10 protein-coding genes are annotated in these 15,338 nt (G+C 50.5%); 8 read left to right on the top strand and 2 right to left on the bottom strand.

The annotated features are described in order from the left end of the window. The first annotated feature begins 35 nt into the window (after positions 1 to 35). The 3 genes from AC53GJ_RS16060 (at position 36) to AC53GJ_RS16070 (ending at position 3,351) form a co-directional block, all read left to right on the top strand. Positions 36 to 563 carry a CreA family protein gene (locus AC53GJ_RS16060; protein ID WP_496729200.1) on the top strand — a complete coding sequence of 176 codons (528 nt, stop codon included), beginning with the start codon at positions 36 to 38 and terminating at the stop codon, positions 561 to 563. Between the two features lie 81 nt (positions 564 to 644). After that, positions 645 to 2,021, top strand: a complete 1,377-nt coding sequence (locus AC53GJ_RS16065; RefSeq protein WP_496729201.1) for a sigma-54-dependent transcriptional regulator — start codon at positions 645 to 647, stop codon at positions 2,019 to 2,021. Next, positions 2,005 to 3,351 (top strand): sensor histidine kinase, encoded by a 1,347-nt coding sequence (locus tag AC53GJ_RS16070; RefSeq protein ID WP_496729203.1) that lies wholly within the window; start codon positions 2,005 to 2,007, stop codon positions 3,349 to 3,351. Before AC53GJ_RS16065 ends, AC53GJ_RS16070 begins: the two co-directional genes overlap by 17 nt. Here AC53GJ_RS16070 and AC53GJ_RS16075 read toward each other — a convergent pair. After that, the gene (locus AC53GJ_RS16075; RefSeq protein WP_496729205.1) at positions 3,346 to 3,684 is read right to left on the bottom strand and encodes a tRNA-binding protein; all 339 of its coding nucleotides are present in this window, start codon (positions 3,682 to 3,684) and stop codon (positions 3,346 to 3,348) included. The two genes, AC53GJ_RS16070 and AC53GJ_RS16075, sit on opposite strands and share 6 nt — an antisense overlap. 584 nt (positions 3,685 to 4,268) lie before the next feature. Between AC53GJ_RS16075 and AC53GJ_RS16080 the strand changes: the two genes are divergently transcribed. Beyond that, entirely contained in the window at positions 4,269 to 7,256 is a 2,988-nt protein-coding gene (locus tag AC53GJ_RS16080) for a TonB-dependent receptor (protein ID WP_496729207.1), read from the top strand. A gap of 107 nt (positions 7,257 to 7,363) precedes the next feature. Further along, on the top strand, positions 7,364 to 8,938 hold the full coding sequence (locus AC53GJ_RS16085; protein ID WP_496729209.1) for a tryptophan halogenase family protein: 1,575 nt from the start codon (positions 7,364 to 7,366) through the stop codon (positions 8,936 to 8,938). Here the strand turns inward: AC53GJ_RS16085 and AC53GJ_RS16090 are convergent. Next, on the bottom strand, positions 8,909 to 9,808 hold the full coding sequence (locus AC53GJ_RS16090; RefSeq protein ID WP_496729211.1) for a helix-turn-helix domain-containing protein: 900 nt from the start codon (positions 9,806 to 9,808) through the stop codon (positions 8,909 to 8,911). The two genes, AC53GJ_RS16085 and AC53GJ_RS16090, sit on opposite strands and share 30 nt — an antisense overlap. A gap of 275 nt (positions 9,809 to 10,083) precedes the next feature. Here AC53GJ_RS16090 and AC53GJ_RS16095 point away from each other — a divergent pair, with 275 nt between their 5' ends. The 3 genes from AC53GJ_RS16095 to AC53GJ_RS16105 are packed head-to-tail and all read left to right on the top strand — an operon-like array spanning position 10,084 to position 15,131. After that, positions 10,084 to 11,373, top strand: a complete 1,290-nt coding sequence (locus AC53GJ_RS16095; RefSeq protein WP_496729213.1) for an MFS transporter — start codon at positions 10,084 to 10,086, stop codon at positions 11,371 to 11,373. Further along, a complete protein-coding gene (locus tag AC53GJ_RS16100; RefSeq protein WP_496729214.1) occupies positions 11,370 to 13,973 on the top strand; it encodes a family 20 glycosylhydrolase in 2,604 nt (867 codons plus the stop codon). The genes AC53GJ_RS16095 and AC53GJ_RS16100 overlap by 4 nt, the downstream gene beginning before the upstream one ends. A gap of 33 nt (positions 13,974 to 14,006) precedes the next feature. Next, positions 14,007 to 15,131, top strand: coding sequence for a polysaccharide deacetylase family protein (locus tag AC53GJ_RS16105; protein WP_496729216.1), 1,125 nt, complete (start codon positions 14,007 to 14,009; stop codon positions 15,129 to 15,131). Positions 15,132 to 15,338: the final 207 nt, after the last annotated feature.

Here is a 15,338-nt window from a genome sequence, read left to right on the forward strand (position 1 = left end):
TGTACCAGATTTATTTACTGACAAGGAGTACCCCGATGAAACTTCAAGTGAAACCATCTTTAGAAAACAACCAAGCTGTTGCGATTGCCCGTTTCCCCCTGCTACTGGCGGGGCTGCTGCTGTTGACCGCCTGTTCCCCCAAGGAAGTCGGCGATGTCAGCCTGGGATTATTCACCACTAAAGATATTAAAATTCAAACCTTTAACGACCCTGATATCCAAGGCGTCACCTGCCATATCAGTCATGTTGAAGCGAATCTGGATTTAGCTGATCCCTCAGATATGTCAATTGCCTGCCGCCAGACCGGCGAAATCACCAAGGCGATGCTGGATCAAATTGATAGGTCCAAATCCGGCGAAGTGATTTTTTCCACCTCCAAAAGTATTCTCTTTAAACACTTAAAAATCCGTCGCATTTTTGATGCTGAAAATCGCACCCTGATTTATCTGTCTTACTCCACCAAAGAAAGTGCCGGCAGTGATAAACACTCGCTGACCACAGTACCGCTGTGGGGCACGCAAGCTTGGCAAGCGCTGGAGTCGGCGAAAAGCGCGGTGAAATAATAGTATGCGCAGTGAAAGTCGACTTTACTTGAGCCGACCAGGCCAGACCTTTAAGATAACGGCTCATTTTAAGGAGCATAGATGTCAAGGCCACTGATTTTATTGATTGAAGATAACCGTGAAGTCAGAATGAGTGCTCGTTTTGTGCTGGAAGATCATGGCTTTGCTATCACTGAATTAGAAAACCCGCCACAGGCGATGGCGTATTTGCAGCAACAGCATGCCGATCTGATCTTACTGGATATGAACTTTGCCCTGGACACCACCTCGGGTGAAGAAGGCTTAAGATTTCTACGCTGGTTGCAACAGCAACAGCTCAGTATTCCGGTAGTCGCCATCACAGCCTGGTCAAACACCGCACTGGTGGTGCAAGCGATGCAACTGGGAGCTGGCGACTTTATCGAAAAACCCTGGCAAAATCAGCGGCTGGTGCAGGTGATTCAGCAACAACTGAAACTGTCGGCATTACAGCAGCGTAACCAGCAACTGACGGAGGCCTTAACCAACCAACAGACCGAACTGGTCTGGCACAGCGTTCAAATGCAACGACTGATGCAACAATTACAAGCCGTGGCCGCGACTGAAGCCAATATCTTACTGACCGGTGAAAATGGCACTGGTAAAAGTCAATTAGCGCAGTTTATTCACCAGCATTCGGGCCGGGCAAAAGCGGCGCTGGTCAGCGTCAATATGGGTGCCATTGCTGAATCTTTGTTTGAAAGTGAAATGTTTGGCCATAAAAAAGGCGCCTTTACCGACGCCAAAGAAAACCGCAGTGGTCGCTTTAGCCTGGCCAGTGGCGGTACTTTGTTTCTGGATGAAATTGCTAATTTACCGTTACCGCAACAAGCAAAGTTATTGCGGGTGCTCGAATCCGGCGAATTTGAAGTGCTGGGGTCCAGTGTCACCGAACAAAGTGATGTCAGACTGATCAGCGCCAGTAATGGTGATTTTGGCCAACTGATCCAACAAGGCTTGTTTCGGCAGGATCTGTATTATCGGTTAAATACGCTGGAATTTCGGATACCTGCGCTGCGGGAACGACCGGAAGATATTCTGCCACTGGCCAACTATTATCTGCAAAAACACGGCGGCCGTTATCAGAAAACCGGCCTGGCGCTAAGCCTGGCGGCTGAAAAGTTGCTGCAAAGTTACCTGTGGCCTGGCAATATCCGCGAACTCAGCCACTTAATTGAACGCGCAGTGTTATTAACACAGCAAAGCCGGATTGATGCCGCCGATTTGGCGTTGCCAGGTCAAAAGCTGGCAGACAGCCCTATCGGCACTGGCCATGGATGTGGTCAGTTGCCGATGATGACACTGGAACTTGCTGAGATGCAACTGATCCGACAGGCGTTGCAACAATGTCAGGGCAATAAACAAAAAACCGCCGATCTGCTGGGCATCACCAAATCCTCGTTATATCGCCGGCTGGAAAAACATGGCCTGGAACTTTAAGAGTTTGCACTCAGATTCGCTGGAAAGCAGTCTGCGCTGGCAGGCGCTCAGTCTGTGGTTGTGCAGTGCGGCGCTGGCACTGCTGATCAGCTGGACCTGGCCAGTCTGGTGGGTCTGGCTGTTGGCGCTGCTGTTGACATTGTGGCTGAACCGGCAACAACAACAGCAAGCCAAACGCCAGCTTGCCGCCTTTAATCGCGCCAGTGTGCAGCTGGAAGCCTTGCAAAATCAAGATTATAGCCTGCAAGCTAAAGCCGCATATAGCGCAGGTGTCGCCGCTGGCTTTCAGCAACAATTGCATCAACTCGGACAACAACTGCAACAGCGCAAAAGCTTTTTTGATGAACAACAGTTTTTATTGTACCGGCTGATCGATCAGCTCAATACACCCATTCTGGTGTTTGACCACAAGCAACAACTTAGTTACGCCAACAACGAATTCTCGTCTTTGTTTGGCCGGCCCTGGCAAAGTATGCGCCACGCCTCCGCCAACTTGCTTGGGCTGCAATCTGAACCTAACTGGCATTTTGTCGATGCGGTGCGGCAACGGCAGTGGCAGATCCGTCACAGCCGGTTTCTGGAACAGGGTCAGCGCCAGCAATTGTTGGTGTTTATCAATATCCAGACCGCCTTACGTGAAACCGAACTCAGAGCCTGGCAACAATTGATCCGGGTCCTGAGTCATGAAATCCGCAATTCGCTGACCCCGGTGCTGGCCTTGTCGGAACATCTGCAACAAAAACTGCCGGATGGCCGCGAACAACAAGCATTGCAACTGATCAGTGAGCGCAGCCGCCATTTGCAGGATTTTGTCAGCCGCTACAGTGAACTAAATAAACCGCTGAGTATCAGCTTGCAGTTGATCAAAAGTGAAAGGCTCTACAATGCCTTGCAACTTTTGTTTGAGGGCCAATTGCAAACCAGCCCAGGCCCTGCCATTGAATTTATCAGTGATATGATGCTGCTGCAGCAGGTCCTGATCAATCTGTTGAAAAATGCCTTTGAAGCTGGCAGTCCGCCCGGCAGCGTCGAAATCCGTTTCCGGCAACATCCGCAGGTGTTGATTGAAGTGCTGGATCAGGGCCAGGGGCTGCTGGCACCGCAAGATTTATTTGTGCCCTTTTACAGCACAAAACCGCAAGGTCAGGGCATTGGGCTGGTTTTATGCCGGCAAATTATTGAACAGCTCGGCGGCAGCCTGAGCCTGGTTAACAGAACAGACCACAGCAAAGGCGCCTGTGCCCAAATTATCCTGCCGCACCGAGCAGCGCTGGTTGACGAGGGACACTTCGTAGGACAACCCGTGGAACACTTCGTGGAACACTTATAACAGTTTACTGCCCAATGGCACCGCCTGATCCGGCACACAAAGCGCCACTGCCCCATCAGCGTTATGGAAACCGGTGATCAGGCATTCCGACATCAGCGGACCAATTTGTTTTTTCGGGAAGTTGACCACGCCAACCACCAGCTTACCAACCAAATCAGCAGCTTCATACAGTTGGGTAATTTGCGCACTGGATTTTTTAATGCCGATTTCCGGACCAAAATCCACCGTTAATACATAAGCAGGTTTTCGTGCCTGCGGAAAAATCTCTGCACTGAGAACCCTGCCGACTCTTAATTCAATTTTACTAAAATCATCCCAGCTAATAGTTTCCATCTGCTCTCCTGTGTGATTGAGGACGCAGCGAACCAGCCGCGTGGCCCGAACTGTAACTTACTCAAGCAATTGGCAACTGGCAAGTCCCTGCCGCAGTGGCATCACCCCGCGCCAGCTAGCAAACCTTTTTCAGTCGTTACCGCGCGCTCAGCACTGTGACACTGTGACACTGTGACACTGTGACACTGTGACACTGTGGCAGCAGAGTCAATGAGTGACACAGGGACGGTCAAGAATCCGACTCTGCTTTACCACCAGACAACATTAATAGATCAATTGACAGCGCTAACAATGAAAACAATTCTCATTGGTTACTTAACCAACAAAAATGTCAGTTAGTCGGTAAATATTAATACTTTTGACTCAATTTTACTCTCAAACCTAGCAATAATCACCCCTTCATCTTTAGCAATTGCCCACAACTGTGTAACGTCAGAATTGAAATGACAGCGATGTCATTCCCCAGTCCGAAGCACCATAGAGTTGCTGACCGCTGGTCATAAATAACGCACCCGGATTGGAAGTCCTGCCAAGCTGCAGCAGAGCAATCCCACAGGTGTAACACCACTACAACAGGGATAATCATGAACCAGAAACATTTCGCCGTGTCACGCCTGGCGTCACAAATTACATTGCTGTTAGCTGCCAGTATCACTTTGCCAGCTGTTGCCCAAACTGCACCTGCCGCCGCTAGCACAGCCGCACCTCAACAAGATATTGAAGTGATGAGTGTGCGTGGTTTACGGGCGTCGCAAGCCAAAAACCTCAACAACAAACGATTGGCAGAAGGTACGATTGATTCTATTACCGCGGAAGACATCGGTAAATTACCTGACATCACTATTGCTGACTCACTGCAACGGGTACCGGGGATCCAGATCCGTCGCTCTGCCGGTGAAGGTTCAACGGTGAACGTGCGGGGTATGCCACAAGTCACCACGCTGCTCAACGGCGAACAATTTTTAAGTGCCGGTTCTATCAGTGACGTTCAACCTGATTTTACCGATATTCCATCAGCCTTAATGGCTGGCATGGATGTGTTAAAGTCGCCGGTCGCCACCACGCTGGCAGGCGGTATTTCCGGTACTATTGATTTAAAAACCGCCCGGCCATTCTCGCTGGAACAAGGCTGGACGCTGGCCGGTTCGGCTGAAGCGTCAACCGGTTCTTACTCCGATGAAAATGACGGCAAATATAGTGCCTTTGTCGGTTATAACGCGGATAAAGTCGCGGGTATTTTTACCGCGTCTTTTGACCAAAGTAATCTCGCCAACTATCGCTTTGGTGCCCCTCACGAAGGCTGGGCATCGGCATTTGGTGAAGGTGGTGGGGCAACCTGTAACTTTTGTGCTGGCGGTACTGGTCGTGATTTAAACCAAGATGGCGATACCAACGATCGCTATTTTGGTTTTATTGATTACGGCAATATGAATCGTTTTAATGAACGGGAACGGACGGGTCTGAGTGCTTCATTACAAGCCGACCTTGGCCAGGGCTTCGAACTAAGCGGTGATGCATTTTACACCAAAATGGAAGATGCTGAACGCAGCCAGGGTCTGGTTGCCGATAACGCCTGGTCTGACTACGCCTGGATCCGGCCGACCAACCTGGTTGACCGTGGCCCTAGCCCGGAAGGTGGCCGGTTATACACGTCAAATCAGGTCACTCTGGATACGCCTCGGGTGAACGCTTATTCCGAAAGCCAGACCAATGACCGCGATTCATTAAACCTCAATCTGAAACTGGCTTATAACAACGGCGATGCTTTGAGCGGTAGTTTCCGGCTGTTACATGGCACCGCTGACCGCGCTCATACTGAAAACGTGGCCCAGGGTTATCTGACCAGCGGTGCACAACACAGCTTAAGACGTCGTGACGCCAATGGCCTGGAACCTGTGAACCCGCGTGGTTATGGTCCGGCACGGCCACAAATCACTTTTGATACCCGTGGTGACCATCCGCAGTTAACTTTCCCGACAGTGAATGGTGAAGTGTTTGGTTCAGATATCAATCGTTACAACATCGTTTCTACCTATTCAGAAAACAACTTTGATGAAGAAGGGACGCTGAATATTGTCAGAGCCGACGGTAATTATAAATTTGATACCGAACACCTGCAGTCAGTCGACTTTGGTCTGCGCCATGGCAGCCGTGATGTCGAACGCAATACCTGGATCATGGTGGCACCATTTACTACTGCTGGAGTCACCAAAGACGTGATGTGGAAAGATTCTGGCCAAGCGATTGCCGACAGCAACGGCGATGGCGATATCAATATTGCCACCGGCGATTTGAGCCTGGGTCGCCCTTGGTACTTTACTGATTTACCGGCGGGCTGGGTCTCTCAGGTCAATAACTTCGGTCCTGTTTCAGGCAACAGCATTTATTTTGTCAATCCAAAAGTGATGGATGATCCATGGGCCTTCCAGAATGCTCTTTATCCGAACAACAAAAAACTGGCGAACCCGAATGACTCATATAAAGTCGATGAACGGACCCAGTCAGCTTACTTTAAAGCAAATTTCAGCAGCTCAGCTGGTGCCATGAGCTACAACGCCAATATCGGTGTGCAATACGTTAAAACTGAACTGGATATCCTGCAAAATGAGTTGGGTGAAAGCAATTGTATGCACTGTACCGCACCGAGCGATGTCGGTGACATCATCACCAAACGAACCTTTAATGACTTACTACCATCTGCCAACCTGGCGGTTAATTTGACCGAAGACCTGATCTTCCGCTCCGCCTATGGCAAAACCATGACTCGGCTGGATTTAGGTCGCTTAGGTCGCGGTCTGTCTGTGGGCCGTACTCGGGCTGCGGATCGGGCTGCTGATCTGGGCGTGTCACCAGATACCATGGTTGCCGTGACCGCAACCCAAAATGGTAATCCGCAACTGAATCCATGGTATTCAGACAATATTGATTTAGGTGTTGAATACTACTTCGGTAGCGCTGGTATGGTCAGCTTGTCAATTTTTAATATGAATATTGATTCTTTTATTGAAACAGGTTCTTCCACCATCCGGGTGAAAGACGGCGACGGGGTGGAACGGCGAGCAGTTCCGGTCACAGGTGAAGTTAACGGCAAAGGCGGCACTATCAAAGGCGTTGAATTTGCTTATCAGCAAAGCTTTGATTTTCTTCCTGATTTCTGGAGTGGCTTAGGTGCAGGCTTGAATATTACGTATGCCCCGAGTGAAAGTGGTGAAGTCGATTTCTACAAAGCGACTTTGCCTATTGCTGATAACTCCGAGCGCTCAGGCAACGCGGTTTTATGGTATGAACGCAGTGGTATACAACTGCGGATCGCCGCCAACTATCGCAGTGAACGACTGGCCAGCAATGGTACTGTATTCGGTCTGGTCGGCAAATTACCAATCTGGACTGAACCAACCACTTATATCGATGTATCAGGAAGTTATGATTTCACGGACTACCTGACCGGCTATGCGTCTGTCAGCAACCTGACCGAAGAGTATGAAAACAATTACCTGCAGTGGGAAGGCAATGTGATTTCGCAAAACGTCTATGAGCGCCGGCTGACTGTAGGGATCCGTGCCCGCTTCTGATAGGCCACATAGCGCCGCATTTTTGCTGCGCTAATACCGACAAACCGCTGCAAGTGATTGCTGCGGTTTGTTATTTTCGACAGTCGGATCCTAAAAGTGAGGCATTGATGCAGCAATCTGCAATCACAGAAATTCAACCGCTACGTTTATTGATTGTCGGTGGAGGTACTGCCGGCTGGCTGACAGCGCTGATGCTGGCCTGGCATTTCCGCCAGCACAAGCAGGTGCAGATTGAACTGGCCGAAGCGCCAGGCATCGCAACTATTGGTGTTGGTGAAGGTTCGACACCAGCGCTGACCCGTTTATTGCACCAACTGGCGATTGCCGAACAAGACTGGATGCCCGCCTGTCAGGCCACTTATAAAAATGGCATTCAGTTTAGTCACTGGTCAACTATCCCTGGTTATCAGCATTATTTTCATCCTTTCCCCAGCAGCACCGACAATGCCGAACTGGCCGAGTTTTATCAGCGGGTGCGCTCGGCGCAGCTGGACCAGAGGGTCACTGTCCATCCAGACCCATTCTTTTTACAGACCACACTGGCACAACTGGGCAAGGCCCCCTTTTGTCAGGCGCCAGCAGTGCAACTGCAATACGGTTATCATTTTGATGCCGGATTGCTCGGCCAGTGCCTGAAAAAAATAGCCATTGAGCGGGGTATTCGCTACCGTCCTCTGACCGTCACCACAGCACAATGCCACAGTGATGGCGCTATTGCGCAGTTAGCCACCGCCGAAGGCGTTTGCTTGCAGGCGGATTTTTATTTTGACTGTACCGGCTTTGCCAGCAAGTTAAGCCGGCAAGCTTTAGGCGGCGTTTTTCACAGTTACCGGCAGATGTTGCCGAATAATGCGGCACTGACCATTGCCACTGCAGCGCAAATACAACCGCGTAGCCAAACGACAGCAACAGCACTGCGGCATGGTTGGTGCTGGCAAATCCCACTGCAACATCGCACCGGCAATGGCTATGTGTTCAGCCGCGATTATATTTCTGCGGATATGGCAGAAACTGAATTACGTCACCACCTTGGTTTATCGGAGCATGAGGGTAGCAGCAGATTATTAACTTTTGAAGCGGGCCGCTTGCAACAGCACTGGCAGCATAATTGTCTGGCAGTGGGTTTATCGCAGGGTTTTATTGAGCCGCTGGAAGCCACCGCACTCTATCTGGTGCAACAAACGGTCGGGCATTTTTTACTGCATTGGCAACAAAGCCAGTATCAGTGCCGTGGTGAACTGGGCCTAAGATCCGAGTACAACCGCTTGATCAACGGCTATTTTGATAATATTGCCGATTATATTGTGTTGCACTATAAAACCAATTCGCGCACAGATTCAGCCTATTGGCAGCACAACAGGCAACGAACATCGATGTCGCCAAGACTGCAGCAATTATTGTTATGCTGGCAAAACGGTGCCGATTTGCCAGCCTTACTGGCCGAGCTGAAGCTGGAACAATATTATCATTCAGTTTCCTGGTATTGCTTATTGGCTGGCACCGGTTCTTTCCCGGCGGTCAGACAACCAGGCCATCATTTGTCTGCGCCAACCACGGCTCAGGATCAACAGCGGCAACAACGCTGGCAACAGTTGGCCGCTTTATGCCCGCTGCAATCCGAGCAACTGGCGCAACTGGCACAACTGGCGGCCTCAGGCCAACTGACCACCGCGCAGCGCTAATTGATGCAACTGCCGTAAATCTGATTGCCGGTATTGGCGTGGCGTCATTTTTTTCAGTTTCAAAAACTGGCGGTTAAAATTCGCCATACTGAGAAAACCACATTTACCGGCAATCATTTCCACCGACCAACTGGTTTTCAGCAACAAATCACAAGCCCGCTCAATCCTTAACTGAATGACGTACTGCGTGATGGTCATTTCGGTTTTCTGCCGGAAAAACCGATGCAAATGATTGGTACTCATATGCACGATGCCAGCCAGTTGAGTGGCACTCAGATCTTCGGTCAGGTTCTGATTGATATAATTGATAATTTTATCAATTTTCCGATGACTGCTGATTTTCTCGGGTTCAGCACTGTCCGGCACTGTCAGTAACTGCACTTGTTCATCAGCACTGAGTAAGGCCAAAATCTGTAACAAACGGATCTGGCGGGTCAGTACATCATCTTGTTCCAGTTGCAAAATCAAAGGTTTAACCGAGTCCACCACTGCCGGACTAAAGCAGGCCCCCGCTTTGGCAAAGGTCAGTAATTGCTGCAAACGTTGTAAAGCAGGATTTAACTGTAACCATTGTTCCAGCCATGCAGCTGGCAACTGCAACACATAGGCATGTTGTTGACCGATTTGCCTATCAGGCGACTGCTGACTTTGCCAGCCATGCGGGACATAAGGTCCGACCAACACCAAATCATTGTCATGATAACTCTGTGCATTGGTGCCGACAAAACGGGTGCCGGCACTATTACAGGTCAGCACCAGCTCATACTCAGGATGACAATGCCAGTTCAGTTCAATGCTATCCCAGCTGTAGTGGAAAAATCGCCAGGATTGTCCCGCTTCAATGATAATTTTTTCAAATTGCAGTTTCATATTTTCATCCTGAAAAGAAACTTTTAGGCTTCTGGCAGTTGTTGCGCTGTTGTAAGCCACCCTGAAAGTTTTCCCCACATCGCACAACAAAAAACAGAACAAGAACACCATAAAAAAATTATATTTTTCATATAGATAAATATAACGGGCCCATATTAGCTGCCGCCAAAACACTATGCCAAACTGCGCAAGGAAAGTACAGGTTTCAGGTAGAAATAGATTACAACATGTTCACAGCATGCCGCAGAATAACGAAAAATCGCCAAGGAACAGCCATGCATATCTCGAGCAATCCCCAACAACCGGCACTGATTTTACTGGTACTGGCCGGCTTTATCACAGTGTCATTTATCACCAATTTGCTCGGTCCGATTTTTCCGGAGTTGATTAGTGACTTTTCGATTGGGCTGATGCTGGCGGGTTTTTTCCCTTTTGCATTTTTTATTGCTTACGGTGTGATGTCGATCCCGGCCGGCCTGTTGATCGAACGTTATGGCGAGCGTGCTATGCTCAGGTTTGCTTATAGCTTGAGTACGCTCAGTTGTTTGTTGTTTATCGCCTTGCCCCATTTTGCCGTGGCGATGTTGTCGCTGTTTTGTCTTGGCCTGGCCATGAGCATATTACAGGTGGCGATGAACCCCCTGCTGAGATTCGCCGCAGGCAGTGCGCATTACTCCTTTATGGCAGTGCTAGGCCAGTTATTGTTTGGTTTGGCCGCCGCCATCACGCCTTTGATTTACCAAAAATTGACAGCGCTGTCTTCTGACAGTTGGTTAGCACCAGTGTTGCAACTGCTACCGCCAACTATGCCTTGGCTGAGCCTGTATCTGCTGTTTGCCGTGCTTTGTCTGCTGATGTTGTTGTGGCTCTGGTGGCTGCCTTTTCCACCGAGCAACAGTCAACTCCCTACAGCGGAATCAGCCCGTAACATGCTGGGTAAACAATGGTCTTTACTGAAAAATCGCACAGTGCAGAAATATTTTCTGGCGATTTTTTGTTATGTCGCACTGGAGCAAGGTATTGCCAATAGTATGGCAGTGTATTTACAGCAGGTGCATCAGCTTGATGCCACCAGCATTGGCGCTACCGCCGTCAGTCAGTTTTGGCTGAATATGACCATAGGTTGTGTGCTGGGACTTGGTTTATTAAAGCTATTTGATTGTCGCTTCATCATCGTGTTATTCAGCCTGGCATCTATCGTACTGTTATTGCTGGCGTTGTCCGGCGACGCCGGCCTGGCGCTCTGGTGCCTCCCGCTGCTGGGCGGCAGTTTATCCGTCATGTGGTCCATTATTTTTGCGCTAGCGCTCAATTCAGTGCCAGCCCACCACGGTGCAGTCGCCGGGGTGTTATGCACCGGTATCATCGGCGGCGCATTTGCCTCACCTCTACTGGGTTTACTGGCAGAGCAGCTCGGCAGCCTGCAGTGGGCCTTGCTGCTGTTACTGCTGCCACTTGGTTATATCTTGTCGATTGGCTTCTGGGCCAGACCGCTGGTCAATAACCAGAACTGGTGGTCAGAGCGGCAGCGGCAATCCGCAGCTGGCGCGGAGGATTTAGCATGAATGTACGTGTTCTCGCCAGCACCGTCATCACCGCATTGTGGTTATCACCGCAAGTATTGGCTGACGCCAACATGGCCACAGCACTCAAAGTACAATACCAGTTATTGCAACCCTCTTATGCCGAATGCCCAAGCAGCAAACTGCGCAAAGAGCCAGGCTGTTATTTATCACGTTTACGTCTGACGTTACCTTATGCCAGCAACAACAGCGGCTGGAAGATTTATTTCAGCCAACTGACCCCAGTGATTGCTTCATTGCATCCGCAATTGCAGATCCGCCATCTCAATGGTGATTTACATGAACTGAGTCCAGCAGCTGGTTTCCAGGGTTTTGCCCCGGATCAGCCAATTGAAGTGGATTTTATCAGCGCTTCTGGCATCTTCAGCCAATCGATGCTGCCGGGCAATTATTTGCTTAAAGATCAGTATGATCAGGTCCATCTGATTAAAAGTACCGCGCCAGAGCAACCAGACGCCAGCGGCACGCCGGCTTTTATTCTGCCTTTTACCGCGAACAATCCGGCTCTTTTGCAGAACCCGGCCGATCAACTGGGCGTAGCCAGCGGCGATCGTTTATTTCAGAGTTATCAGGCTGCGCAGTCAGAATTGGCACAGGCGATAGATGTGAGCCGCCGGCTGATCCCAAAACCGCGACAACAACGTCAACTCAGTACCGAACCGGTCAGCAGCGCAGGCGGTTTTGCCCTGCAACTGAGCGATAACGCTTTGCAACCGCAGCTGGCTGCAGGTTTGCAGTTGTTAACTCAGTTGCAATTACTGCAACCACAGAGCAGCAGGCCACTGCGCATCACAGTGCAAGCCGGCTTTGCATCGCCGGAACATTACCGCTTGCAGATCAGCGCCGCTGGCATTGAGATCAGCGCTGGCGGTGTGGCCGGAGCCTATTATGCCCTGCAATCGCTGGCACAGTTGGCCGAAGTACAGCCACAGCAACTGCCTGCCCTGTTGCTCGAAGATGGCCCGGCATTGCCCTATCGGGGTCAGCATATCGATTTAGCCAGAAATTTTCTTGGTAAAGACTTTGTGTTGCAACTGATCAGTCAGATGGGTCGGTATAAAATGAACCAGTTGCATTTACATCTGGCCGATGATGAAGGCTGGCGCATTGCCATCAAAGCCTTGCCGGAACTGACCGAACTGGGCAGCCGTCGCTGCCTGGACCTGGCCGAACAACAATGTTTATTACCGCAATTAGGTGCAGGCCATCAGCCTGATGCACTGCCGAATGGCTTCCTGAGTCAGCAGGATTATCTGGACATTCTGCACCATGCCAAAGCCCATCAGATCCGGGTGATCCCGAGTCTGGATATGCCAGGTCACAGCAGAGCCGCCGTCAAAGCCATGGCACTGCGCGCCGATAAACTCAAGCAGCAACAAGTCGCAAATTGGGATCAGTATCTGCTGACGGAAGCTGCTGATCGCAGTGACTATTTGTCTATTCAGTATTACCACGACAATACCATCAATGTTTGTCTGGACAGCAGTTATCGTTTTATCGGCACAGTGCTCGACGAACTGATTGGCCTCCATCAACAAGCTGGTATGCCACTGTCGCTGTATCACATTGGTGCCGATGAAACGGCTGGTGCCTGGCAACAATCGCCAGCCTGTCAGCAGTTAAAAGCTGGCGGCGAAACGGATCTGATGCAGTACTTTTTACGTCGTACCGCCCAACTACTGGCGGACAAAGGCGTGCAACTAGCCGCCTGGAGTGATGGCTTAAAACACCTGCAAGCCGGTGAACCGCAAGCGCCAAAACTGCCGACCACCGTCACCTCTTATATCTGGCAAAACAGTTATGACGGCGCCGCCCTGACCGCTCATCAACATGCCAACGCCAACTGGCAAGTGGTACTGGCACTGCCGGATGCCAGTTATTTTGATGTACCTTATCTCAATACTCCTTATGCCCGTGGTAACCACTGGGCCAGCCGGAAGTTAGACACCGAAAAAGTATTTAGTTTTCAGCCACAAAATTTGCCGGCCCTGGCCGCCATCTGGCAGGACGTCAACGGCAAAGGCTATCGCATTGACGATAAAGTGCCGCTGACTGCCGCACACAACATCATTGGCTTGCAAGGCAATTTATGGACTGAAGTGATCCCGGATGCCGCCAGCGCCTGGTCGATGTTATTGCCGCGTTTGCTGGCACTGGCTGAACGCAGCTGGCATAGAGCCGAGTGGCAACCTGCCTACCAGCCAGGCAAGTCCTATCAGCCGGACAGCACTTTATTGAACCAAGCCCAAACTGCCGCTTATCAGGCTGACTGGCACAGTTTTTCCAAGCGATTATGGCAACACGAGGTGCCTGCCCTGCTGGCCGCTGGTTTGCCGGTGCAACTGCCCTGGGTTGGCGTCCGCCAGATTGACGACAAATTACACGCCCTGACCGCTGATGGGCTCGCGATTGAATATCAACAAGGCAATGGCCATTGGCTGCGCTATCAAGGGCCTGTACCGGTACAACCGGGCACCCGCTTTCGCAGCACCTTGCCGGATAACAAACTCACAGCCTTGCCACCGGATCTTGCGGCAAAGCTGGCACACGGATTGAGCAGTACCCATACCACCACATGGTAACCGGGCATGATGCCCATAACACAGGAGAGGAAAATGATGAAAAAGACCCTGCTGGCAGCCCTTATCAGCTGCACAGTCTTATCCGCCCAAGCCGCCGACAAAGGGGTAATTTACCTGACGTTTGACGACGGCCCAATCAATGCGTCCAACCAGCTCGTCAATGAACTGGATGCCGCCGGGATCCGTGCAACTTTTTTCATCAATGCTTTTCATATGTTTGGTGAAGGTGACGAGAACGAGTCACATGCGACTGCGTCGTTACAAAAGATGTTTAACTCAGGCCATATTATTGCCAACCACAGTGACGACCATATGTTACATAACTGTACCGATGGCGTTGAATCTGGTGCTTTTTATTGCAACAGAGTGGGCTTGTGGCCGGTTAAATCCTATCGTTCGGTCGACACCGATTTGACTTATTTTGATAAAAATATTCAACGGGTCGAGCATGAAATTCCAGGCGCTTACCTCTACACCAACTACAAAATGACCACCCTGGCGCGGCTGCCGTACACCAACGGCTGGCGGGTCACCAGCAAGATGAAAGGTGACGGTCGTTGTGCCACTTCTGACACAGTGCCACCATGGGATCCGGCTTTTAGTTGTGATGCCGCCACCTCAACTCAGAGCAGTAAAACGGCCGGGCTGATTGCCGATCAACTGGTCAGTCGTGGTTATAAATTATATGGCTGGGATTTAGACTGGGGTCCGGAAAACTGGGGTGTTGCTTTCCCGGCCGAGACCTTATTGGACGGCGAAGCTTTGTTAGCCCGAGTCAACGAAGTGGTCAACACTTGTGCTCCCCGCACCATGAACCCACTGAATAGCCGGACGCCGGATCTGGACTGCTCTGATGGCATAGCCCGCAATAAAGTAGTGATCCTGGCACATGACTTCCTGTTTGAAGATGGCAAACGTGGCCAGGGTGCCACCATCAACCTGCCAAAAATCAAACGTTTTGTCGACGCCGCCAAACGTCAGGGTTACCGCTTTGACACGCTAGATAACTATGCGCCGCAATGGCAACCCTATGTGGCCTATAAAGCCGGTGATTTTGTCAGTTATCAGGACAAAATCTACAGCATTATTCAACCACACACAGCACAAGTGAACTGGAACCCTGCCGCAACACCAGCGCTGTGGCGCAACGAAATTTAACAGGTTTTGCGCTTTCATAGCATCGGTACCAGCTTTACTCCCATTCCGTTATCGGTGCTTTTTTCTACCGCCAGCAAGTGACCCTTGCTGGCTTTTTGCTATCCAGAGCGCCGGAAAAACAGCCCAGAGTGATTGACAACCTGAGCGCGACCATGTCACTGTAGATTTATGCAAACGACCACTCACTTTCAGCGAATTATTCACATC

This window comes from Rheinheimera sp. B2H12 (assembly GCF_059620065.1).

Excerpts from the sequence above, each read along its gene's own strand:
- AC53GJ_RS16060 (WP_496729200.1), top strand. The coding sequence starts at position 36 with ATGAAACTTCAAGTGAAACCATCTTTAGAAAACAACCAAGCTGTTGCG.
- AC53GJ_RS16065 (WP_496729201.1), top strand. The coding sequence starts at position 645 with ATGTCAAGGCCACTGATTTTATTGATTGAAGATAACCGTGAAGTCAGA.
- AC53GJ_RS16070 (WP_496729203.1), top strand. The coding sequence starts at position 2,005 with ATGGCCTGGAACTTTAAGAGTTTGCACTCAGATTCGCTGGAAAGCAGT.
- AC53GJ_RS16075 (WP_496729205.1), bottom strand. The coding sequence starts at position 3,684 with ATGGAAACTATTAGCTGGGATGATTTTAGTAAAATTGAATTAAGAGTC.
- AC53GJ_RS16080 (WP_496729207.1), top strand. The coding sequence starts at position 4,269 with ATGAACCAGAAACATTTCGCCGTGTCACGCCTGGCGTCACAAATTACA.
- AC53GJ_RS16085 (WP_496729209.1), top strand. The coding sequence starts at position 7,364 with ATGCAGCAATCTGCAATCACAGAAATTCAACCGCTACGTTTATTGATT.
- AC53GJ_RS16090 (WP_496729211.1), bottom strand. The coding sequence starts at position 9,808 with ATGAAACTGCAATTTGAAAAAATTATCATTGAAGCGGGACAATCCTGG.
- AC53GJ_RS16095 (WP_496729213.1), top strand. The coding sequence starts at position 10,084 with ATGCATATCTCGAGCAATCCCCAACAACCGGCACTGATTTTACTGGTA.
- AC53GJ_RS16100 (WP_496729214.1), top strand. The coding sequence starts at position 11,370 with ATGAATGTACGTGTTCTCGCCAGCACCGTCATCACCGCATTGTGGTTA.
- AC53GJ_RS16105 (WP_496729216.1), top strand. The coding sequence starts at position 14,007 with ATGATGAAAAAGACCCTGCTGGCAGCCCTTATCAGCTGCACAGTCTTA.